Source organism: uncultured Roseicyclus sp., from assembly GCF_937892565.1.
Lineage (GTDB): Bacteria > Pseudomonadota > Alphaproteobacteria > Rhodobacterales > Rhodobacteraceae > Roseicyclus.
Map to the genome: position 1 here is coordinate 1 of NZ_CALAHQ010000079.1, position 8170 is coordinate 8170.

An 8170-nucleotide genomic window follows, 5' to 3' on the forward strand; every position below is an offset into this window, starting at 1 on the left:
CGCCAAGCAATGTATCATTTCCGCTGCCGCCGGTCTCACTATTGTCGGCCTGATCATCATTGTCGCCACTGCTACCGAGGGCCACGGTCAGCGACAGCCCGGCGAGGAACAAAAATACCAACCCCAACATCACATCATCCTATTACGCGGTACAGCCCCGGATCGGGATACTTGATATCTAGCAACAGCCATTTTCGCATCGGTCGGGTTTGCCCAAAGCGATGCCGAAGATGAAGCGCAATCCATGAAAAGATGTTAACAGGTCTTTGCCTGTGGTGAAAAGTAGAAAAATCGCACCTTGGGAAAATCCGATCAATGCGTTCTTCCGCGCCGATCCCCAGGATCGACCGCCCCACCCAATGCTTCGGCCGCCCGCCCATGCCACCCTCCCGCCCTCCGGTCGCGGCGCGCAGGATGTCGGTCAAGGGCAGGTCGTGCCCGGCTGGGCCTTGCGCAGCATTGTCCCGAAGAGGGGGTCCGGTCATCGCCCGGCCCGTTTCCGGCGCAGCGGCGGATGGCCTCGTTGTCATAGAACGTCTGTGCGGTCATCGGGTCGCTCGGCGCAGACCAGTTCTGCCGGAAGTGAATGCGCGGCATCGTCTCAAGCGGCATGGGTGGCCGCCCGCCGTTTGACCCAAGATTTGGGTGGTGCGGCGACTGCCGCCGCCCCCACCGAACCACCGCATCCATTTCGGCCGGAAACTGTTTGCGCCGTGGTATCTTCTTCATTGCATGGCGAAGACCGGAAATGGCGGGCTGTTTGCACATCGGCGGGGTCGCTGTCAGTCGATGCCTTCAGCCTGCCAGATCACGTCGAAAGCGGCAGGTTTTTCAGACGTTCCTCAATTATCGAAACTGATCAATGTTCAGATCTGGCGGCGTTTGTCCTTGCGGTGTGGGCCATCTTTGATCGTGCGAACATGTCAGCCGAAATCGCCCTGTGCGAACCAGCCGCCTGAAACGGCGCCGCCATGGGCATAGAACAGCCACAGCTTGTGCCCATCCGCGGTGGTCACGCGCCAGTAATCGCGCACGCCCGAGCGCCAGCCGGGATCGTCCAGCCACCATTCCGGCGCGATGCGTTCGGGCCCTTGGGCCGCCACAGTCTCAAACGCCCGGCCGCGCCAGCGAAAGCCCATGGGCGGATCGGACAGATCGGGCGCGGTAACGGGTTCTGGGCGAAACAACACCAGCGGCCGGGGCCGCTTGGGGGCGGGCCAACTGGTGGCGGGCGCGCTATAGGCGGCGGCCTGTGTGGATTGGGTTTTCTCGGGAATATGGCTGTCGGCGGGGTGTTCGCGGGTGATCCGGTCAAGCCCCACCCGTGCCCCGATGCGCGCGATCAGATCATCAAGCGCCTGACCGGGCGCGCGGGCGCCCCCTGCCTGTGCCTGTGCCCGTGCCTGTGCTTCGGCGGCGACGGCCCAGCCGCCCTTGTGTTCAACGCCATGCAGCGGCTCGGTCACGGGGGCGATCAGCCGCAAGACATCAAAGCCAAAGCCCGCGTCGACCCCGCCCAGCTTCAGCGCAAACAGCGCCCGCAGGCTGTCGGGCCGGTCGGTGGGGCGGGCCAGCCCGATCTCGATCCGTTCCGTGCCGCCTTCGGCGCGGATCATTTCCAACCGCAGCCGCCGCGCCCCACGACCTCGCGCGCGCAGCTTGTCGCAAAGCGCGGGCAGCAGGCGGTCAAGACCGGCAAGGATATCGGCCTCCAGCCCGATGGGGTCGGGCAGGCTGATCCGGGCGGCGAAATGCAGCGGCGCCCCGGCGGGTGAGATCGGTTCGGGTTCCACCCCCAGCGCCTGATCCAGACGGCGCACCAGATCTTGCCCAAAGCGTCGCGCCAGACCCGCGCGCGGCATGCCCCACAGATCGCCGATGCGCCGCAGCCCCAGACGTGCCAGACCCTGCACGGTGGCGGGCGGCAGGCGCAGCGCCGCGATGGGCAGGGGCGCCAGCGATTGCCGCAACCCGCCGGGGGCCGAGATGCGCGCGACACCGCCTTGTGCGGCGCTGTGCGGCAGGGGCGCGGGGCCGCCTTTGACCCAGTGCCGCCTTTGCGCGCGTGAGCGGGTGGCGCGTGCCTCTTGGTCGATGGCGTCGCCGCTGCGCAAGGGCGCGCTCGCCGCCCCCCCCGCATGGCGCGCCAGTGCCCAGGCGGCACCCGGCGTATCCGCAATGCCCGCAGCAAGGCTAAGCCCCAGATCGGCGCAATCCTGATGCAGCTGTTCGAAAAGCGCCGCTTCGCCGCCGAACAGATGCGCGCAGCCCGTCAGGTCGATCAGCAGCGCGTCGGCGCCTTCTTCGGCCACCCATGGGCTGAAGCGGCCCGCCCAGCGGCGCAGCGCGGCCAGCATGCGGGCGGCGCGGTCTGGATCGGCGGGGCGGGTGATCAGATCGGGGCAGAGCGTCAGCGCCTCGGCCAGCGATTGCCCCTGCGACAGGCCGCGCGCGCTGGCGGCATGGCTCAGCGACACGATCTGGCGCAGATTGCCCTGCACCTCGACCACGACCAGCGGTGTGTCGATCAGGCCCGGCTCACGGCGCAGCGCGTCTTCGGCGGCCAGCCGGGGAAACCACAGCGACACGATGCGCCGGTTGCTGGTGCGGCTGGCATGAGGGGCGGCGGCAGGCATGGCGCGGGCGATCTGAAATGTTCATGTTATGTTCCATTCCTAATCCGCCCTGCCTGCGGAGTCGAGTCCGCGCCCGCGCCCGATCAGCCTGTCGTCACAGAAACAACGCCGCGTTGTTGCGCAGGACGATTTCGAGAACATACAGCCCCAAGATCACGATCAGCGGCGCCAGATCCAGCCCCCCCATCGCCGGCAAGCGGCGGCGGATCGGGCCATAGATCGGTTCCACCAGCCCGTTCAGCCCATGCCAGATCTGGGCCACCAGCGGCTGGCGCAGGTTCAGCACGCTGAAATTGATCAGCCAGCTCATGATGATGTGGATCAGAACGATCATGAAGGCCACGTCGATCAGCAGCAAAAGAATCTGGAAAAGCGAGGTCATGGGCCGGGCGTCCTTGGCTTGGGTGCCCTTGCCAGATAATCGGGCGGGCCAAGGGGTGCAAGCCGCGGTTGGGGGCGCTGGCCCCGGCCAGCGGCATTGCCCGGGGTATTTACAGACGAGCGATAGTGCCAAGCCTTGCGGGGCTGACGTTGCGGCGGGCTTGACGCCGCTGCCGGGCTGCGGTTTGGCAGGGGCATGTATCCTTATGCCCGCCTTGCCCATGTCATGTTTTCCGAGCGCCGAAAGCCGCGGCTGGGGCCGTTTGAAACCCATCATCTTGGTTTGCGCTGCCTGCCCCATGATCTGGACGGCTTTTTCGAGATGAACAATGGGCGCATCCTGACGCTCTATGATCTGGGGCGCTTTGCGCTGTCGATCCGGATAGGATTGTGGGATGTGTTGCGCCAGCAGCGTTGGGGGCTGGTCGTGGCCGGGTCATCGGTGCGCTACCGTGCGCGCATCACCGGCTTGCAGCGCGTTGAGCTACGCACCCGGCTGTTGGGCTGGGATGGGCGGTTTGTCTACATCGAACAGGGCATGTGGCGGGGCGAGACCTGTTGCAATCATGCGTTGTTGCGCACGGGCATTACCCAAAAGGGCCGGTTGACCCCGGTGGCGGATGTGGCCCGCGCGCTGGGTCAGGCGCCGCTTTCGCCGCCCTTGCCCGATTGGGTGACGTCCTGGGCTGACGCCGACGGCTTGCGCCCATGGCCACCGATGCAGGGCGACACGGCACGCCCACCAACAAGCCCATAGACAAATCGGTCCGCCATCGGGGATGGTGCGGGTCATGAGCATCGCCACACCCGATCCCGCCGCCCTGTCCGCCCCCGCCCTGCGCCGCCGCATCTGGGGCTGGTGGGCCTTTGACTGGGCGAGCCAGCCCTATTTCACGCTGTGCCTGACCTTTGTGTTCGGCCCCTATTTCGCCGCCGTCGCGACCGAAAGCTTCATGGCGCAAGGCTTGGCCGAAGGGGTTGCCGATGCGCGCGCGCAAAGCCTGTGGTCGCTGGGCCAGACGGTGTCGGGGGTGGTGATTGCGCTGTGTGCACCGATCCTTGGCGCGTTCGCCGACAACACCGGGCGACGCATGCCGTGGATCGTGGTGTTTTCGGCCTTTTACGTTTTGGGCGCGCTCGGGCTTTGGATCTTGCTGCCCGATGGAAGCTTTCTGGTGGGGGCGCTGATCGCCTTTGGCATTGGCATCATCGGGGCCGAATTCACCACGATCTTCACCAATTCCATGCTGCCTGAACTGGGCGATGACGGCGCCATCGGGCGGCTGTCGGGCAATGGGTTCGCGTGGGGGTATCTGGGCGGCGTGCTGGCCCTGTTCATCATGCTGATCTTTTTCGCCGAAGGCGAAAGCGGCAAGACCTTTGTGGGGCTTGATCCCGCGCTGGGCCTTGACCCCGCGATGCGCGAAGGCACGCGTTTTGTCGGGCCTTTCACCGCGCTGTGGTACATCGTCTTCATGATCCCCTTTTTCCTTTGGGTGCGTGAGGTGCCGCGCACCCGGACGCATGCCCGGCTTTCGGCGGCGCTGTCGCAGTTGTGGGGGACGGTGAAAAGCCTTCCCCGCCGCCGCAGTCTTTTTGCCCAGCTCGGATCGTCGATGTTCTACCGCGATGCGCTGAACGCGCTTTACGGATTTGGCGGCACCTATGCGGTTCTGGTGCTGAACTGGTCGATCACGCAGGTCGGTATCTTCGGCATCGTGGGGGCCATCACGGCAGCGCTGGCCACATGGATCGGCGGCAAGCTTGATACGGCTTTCGGGCCGAAACCCGTCATCATCGGGTCCATCCTGGTGCTGATCGGGGTGTGCGGGGTGGTCGTGGGGATGTCGCGCGACAGCCTGTGGGGGATCGCCCTGGTCGAAGGCTCGGCGGTGCCCGATATCACCTTTTACATCTGCGGTGCGCTGATCGGGGGGGCGGGCGGCGTGCTGCAATCGGCGTCACGCTCGATGATGTGCCGCCATGCAACCGCAGGCCGCCCGACCGAGGCCTTTGGGCTTTACGCCTTGTCGGGCAAGGCCACGGCCTTTCTGGGGCCGGCGCTGATCGGGGTGACGACCTGGGCCACCGAAAGCGCGCGCCTGGGGATGATCCCGCTGATCGGGCTGTTCGTGCTGGGGCTGATCTTGATCACCTGGGTCCGCCCCGAAGGCGAGGCAAGATCGTGATGTCGCGGGCATGGATGGGCTTGGCCGTTCTGAGTGTTCTGGCGCTGATGTCGTGCAGCGCCACAGGGCCCGACAGCCGCGATGTGCCGTCGCTTGATGCCACCTTGTCGGGGCAAGAGGCGCGTGTGTTGTTTGGCGCGGCGCAAGCCCCCGATAACGGGCCCAGCGCGGTGATCGGGGGCTATGCGCGCGGCTGTTTGGCGGGGGCCGAACCCTTGCCCGAGACCGGGCCGACATGGGCCGCGATGCGCCTGTCGCGCAATCGCAACTGGGGCCATCCCGAATTGATCGATTTCGTGCAGGATCTTTCGCAACGGGTGGCCGCGCAGACATCCTGGAACGGGCTTTATGTCGGTGATCTGGCACAGCCCCGCGGTGGGCCGATGTTGTCGGGTCATGTCAGCCACCAATCGGGGCTGGATGCCGATCTCTGGATGTTGCCGCCCACGCGCTTTGATCTGTCTGCGCCCGATCGGGAAAACCTGTCGTCGATATCGACCCAGTCGGCGGGTGGCGCGCGGGTGGGCGAAAACTGGACGCCCACGCACATGGAGGTGATGCGGCTGGCCGCCACCGACCCGCGCGTGGCCCGGATTTTCGTCTTTACCGGCGCCAAGGTCTGGATGTGCGACAACGCCACGGGCGACCGGGACTGGCTGCGGAAAATCCGGCCGGCGGCGGGGCATCACTACCATTTCCACGTGCGGCTGAATTGCCCCGCCGGGTCGCGCGATTGCGAGCCGCAAGACGACATTCCCCCCGGCGATGGCTGCGACGAGGCGCGCGCGCGGGCCCGGGCGATCTTGAACCCACCCCCGCCCGATCCGGATTATGTGCCGCCACCGCCGCGCCCGCCGATGACGCTGGCCGATCTGCCGCGCCAATGCGCGGCGCTGTTGGGGGATCTCTAGCGGCCCGGAATCTCGCCGCGCCGACCCGAGAGCGTCCAGCCATCGATGACGGCCAGCGCTTGTTCGGCGGTTTCGGCAAAGGCAAACAGCTCAAGATCGGCCTGTGCGATGGTGCCCGCCTCGACCAGCGCGTCCCAATCGATGATGCGCCGCCAGAAGCTTTCGCCAAACAAGATCACCGGCACCTGCTCCATCCGGCCCGTCTGGATCAGCGTGATGCTTTCGAACAGCTCGTCAAGCGTGCCGAACCCCCCCGGAAAGACCGCGATCGCCTTGGCGCGCAGCAGGAAATGCATCTTGCGGATGCCGAAGTAATGGAAATTGAAGCACAGATCGGGCGTGACATAGGCGTTGGGCACCTGTTCATGGGGCAGCACGATGTTGAGCCCGATGGAACAGCCCCCTGCCTCGGCGGCGCCGCGATTGCCCGCCTCCATCACGCCGGGGCCACCGCCAGTGACGATGACATTCTCGGTGCAGTTGCTTGCCACGGATCGTTCGGTGATGGCGCGGGCAAAGCGGCGCGCCTCGTCATAGTAATGGGCCATCGGGTGGGCCGGCCCGCCGCCTTGCGCCTCGGGGCCGGGGATGCGCGCGCCGCCAAACAGCACCACGGTCGAACGGATGCCGCGCGCGTCAAGCTCAAGCTGGGGTTTGAGCAGTTCCAGTTGCAGCCGCACGGGGCGCAACTCGTCGCGCAACAGGAAATCGGGATCGGCAAAGGCCAGCCGGTAGGCCGGCGATTTCGCCTGTGCGGTGTCGGGGGCATGACGGGCGGATTGCAGATCTTGCCCTGCGTCGCGAAACGGTCCTGGCCTTGGGTCGTCTGTCATGTCCTGTCCTCGTGCACTGGTCTGATCCCGACCTAGCAAGGCCGCGCCCCGATTGCCAGCCAAGGGCGCGCCCGCTATAGCCGCCCAAAGCCCCATTATCCCGCAGGAGAGCATTCCAATGTCAAACGCCGCGCTCGAAACCGCCATCGAAGCCGCCTGGGAGGCGCGCGACCAGATCACCCCCGCCACCACGGGCGAGGTCCGCGACGCGATCGAGTCAACGCTCAGCGCGCTCGACAGCGGCAGCCTTCGGGTGGCGGTGCGTCAGGCCGATGGCCGCTGGCATGTGAACCAATGGGCGAAAAAGGCGGTGCTGCTGGGCTTTCGCCTGCGCGACATGGAAATGCAGCCCGGCAGCGCACAGGGCGGCAGCTGGTGGGACAAGGTCGACAGCAAGTGGAAAGGCTGGGGCGAGGGCGAATGGCGTGCCGCAGGGTTCCGCGCGGTGCCCAACTGCGTCGTGCGGCGGTCGGCCTATATCGCGCCGGGCGTGGTCTTGATGCCGTCCTTCGTCAACCTTGGGGCCTATGTCGACAGCGGCACGATGGTCGACACATGGGCGACGGTGGGGTCTTGCGCCCAGATCGGCAAGAATGTGCATCTGTCGGGTGGCGTCGGCATCGGCGGCGTGCTCGAACCGATGCAGGCCGGCCCCACCATCATCGAGGACAATTGTTTCATCGGCGCCCGCTCCGAGGTGGTCGAAGGCGTGATCGTGCGCGAAGGATCGGTGCTTGGCATGGGCGTGTTCATCGGCCAGTCGACCAAGATCGTCGACCGCGAAACCGGGGCCGTGATGTATGGCGAAGTGCCCGCCGGGTCGGTCGTGGTGGCAGGCTCCATGCCGTCGAAGAACGGCATCAACCTGTATTGCGCGGTGATCGTGAAACGGGTCGACGAACGGACCCGCTCCAAGACCTCGATCAACGAATTGCTCCGGGATTGATCGATCCGCCCTTGGGCGGGCTTTGGATGTGGGCTGGGTCTGTTCGGTTATCCGGTATCTGGTGGGGTCACGCCACGCTTTCCAGCAGCGCGATTTCGTCGGGGGTTAGATCGAACAGGGCATAGACGATGCTGTCAATCCGGGCTTCGGCCTTGGTGATCTCGGCGGACAGGCGGGCGATCTCAGTTCGGTCGCGGGTGACGCGGGCGGGGGTCAGGCTGCCGTCGGCGGCGTAGGACAGCACGTGATCGCCCGGGCGGATCGCCTCGATGGC

9 protein-coding genes are annotated in these 8170 nt (G+C 66.0%); 4 read left to right on the top strand and 5 right to left on the bottom strand.

The window, feature by feature from the left end; translation table 11 throughout:
- Positions 1-134: 134 nt before the first annotated feature.
- The 3 genes from Q0094_RS11350 to Q0094_RS11360 all read right to left on the bottom strand — a co-directional run bounded on the left by Q0094_RS11350 (position 135) and on the right by Q0094_RS11360 (position 3018).
- Positions 135-425, bottom strand: coding sequence for a hypothetical protein (locus Q0094_RS11350; RefSeq protein WP_297619436.1), 291 nt, complete (start codon positions 423-425; stop codon positions 135-137).
- A gap of 498 nt (positions 426-923) precedes the next feature.
- The gene (locus Q0094_RS11355) at positions 924-2636 is read right to left on the bottom strand and encodes a DNA polymerase Y family protein (protein WP_297619439.1); all 1713 of its coding nucleotides are present in this window, start codon (positions 2634-2636) and stop codon (positions 924-926) included.
- Positions 2637-2730: 94 nt separating this feature from the next.
- Entirely contained in the window at positions 2731-3018 is a 288-nt protein-coding gene (locus tag Q0094_RS11360; RefSeq protein ID WP_297619442.1) for a YggT family protein, read from the bottom strand.
- 195 nt (positions 3019-3213) lie between these two features.
- Between Q0094_RS11360 and Q0094_RS11365 the strand changes: the two genes are divergently transcribed.
- Genes Q0094_RS11365 through mepA form a run of 3 tightly spaced genes read left to right on the top strand, consistent with a single transcriptional unit; the run spans position 3214 to position 6117 of the window.
- Positions 3214-3774, top strand: a complete 561-nt coding sequence (locus tag Q0094_RS11365; RefSeq protein ID WP_297619445.1) for an acyl-CoA thioesterase — start codon at positions 3214-3216, stop codon at positions 3772-3774.
- 34 nt (positions 3775-3808) lie between these two features.
- The gene (locus tag Q0094_RS11370; RefSeq protein ID WP_297619448.1) at positions 3809-5206 is read left to right on the top strand and encodes an MFS transporter; all 1398 of its coding nucleotides are present in this window, start codon (positions 3809-3811) and stop codon (positions 5204-5206) included.
- Positions 5206-6117 (top strand): penicillin-insensitive murein endopeptidase, encoded by a 912-nt coding sequence (gene mepA / locus Q0094_RS11375; protein ID WP_297619451.1) that lies wholly within the window; start codon positions 5206-5208, stop codon positions 6115-6117. Before Q0094_RS11370 ends, mepA begins: the two co-directional genes overlap by 1 nt.
- Here mepA and Q0094_RS11380 read toward each other — a convergent pair.
- Positions 6114-6950 carry a TIGR00730 family Rossman fold protein gene (locus tag Q0094_RS11380; protein ID WP_297619454.1) on the bottom strand — a complete coding sequence of 279 codons (837 nt, stop codon included), beginning with the start codon at positions 6948-6950 and terminating at the stop codon, positions 6114-6116. The two genes, mepA and Q0094_RS11380, sit on opposite strands and share 4 nt — an antisense overlap.
- A gap of 118 nt (positions 6951-7068) precedes the next feature.
- On the opposite strand from Q0094_RS11380, the gene dapD reads away from it, so the two are divergent.
- Positions 7069-7896 carry a 2,3,4,5-tetrahydropyridine-2,6-dicarboxylate N-succinyltransferase gene (dapD, locus tag Q0094_RS11385; protein ID WP_297619456.1) on the top strand — a complete coding sequence of 276 codons (828 nt, stop codon included), beginning with the start codon at positions 7069-7071 and terminating at the stop codon, positions 7894-7896.
- A 67-nt stretch (positions 7897-7963) separates the two neighbouring features.
- Here dapD and Q0094_RS11390 read toward each other — a convergent pair.
- On the bottom strand, positions 7964-8170 hold a 207-nt coding region (locus Q0094_RS11390), incomplete at its 5' end, for a hypothetical protein (protein WP_297619457.1).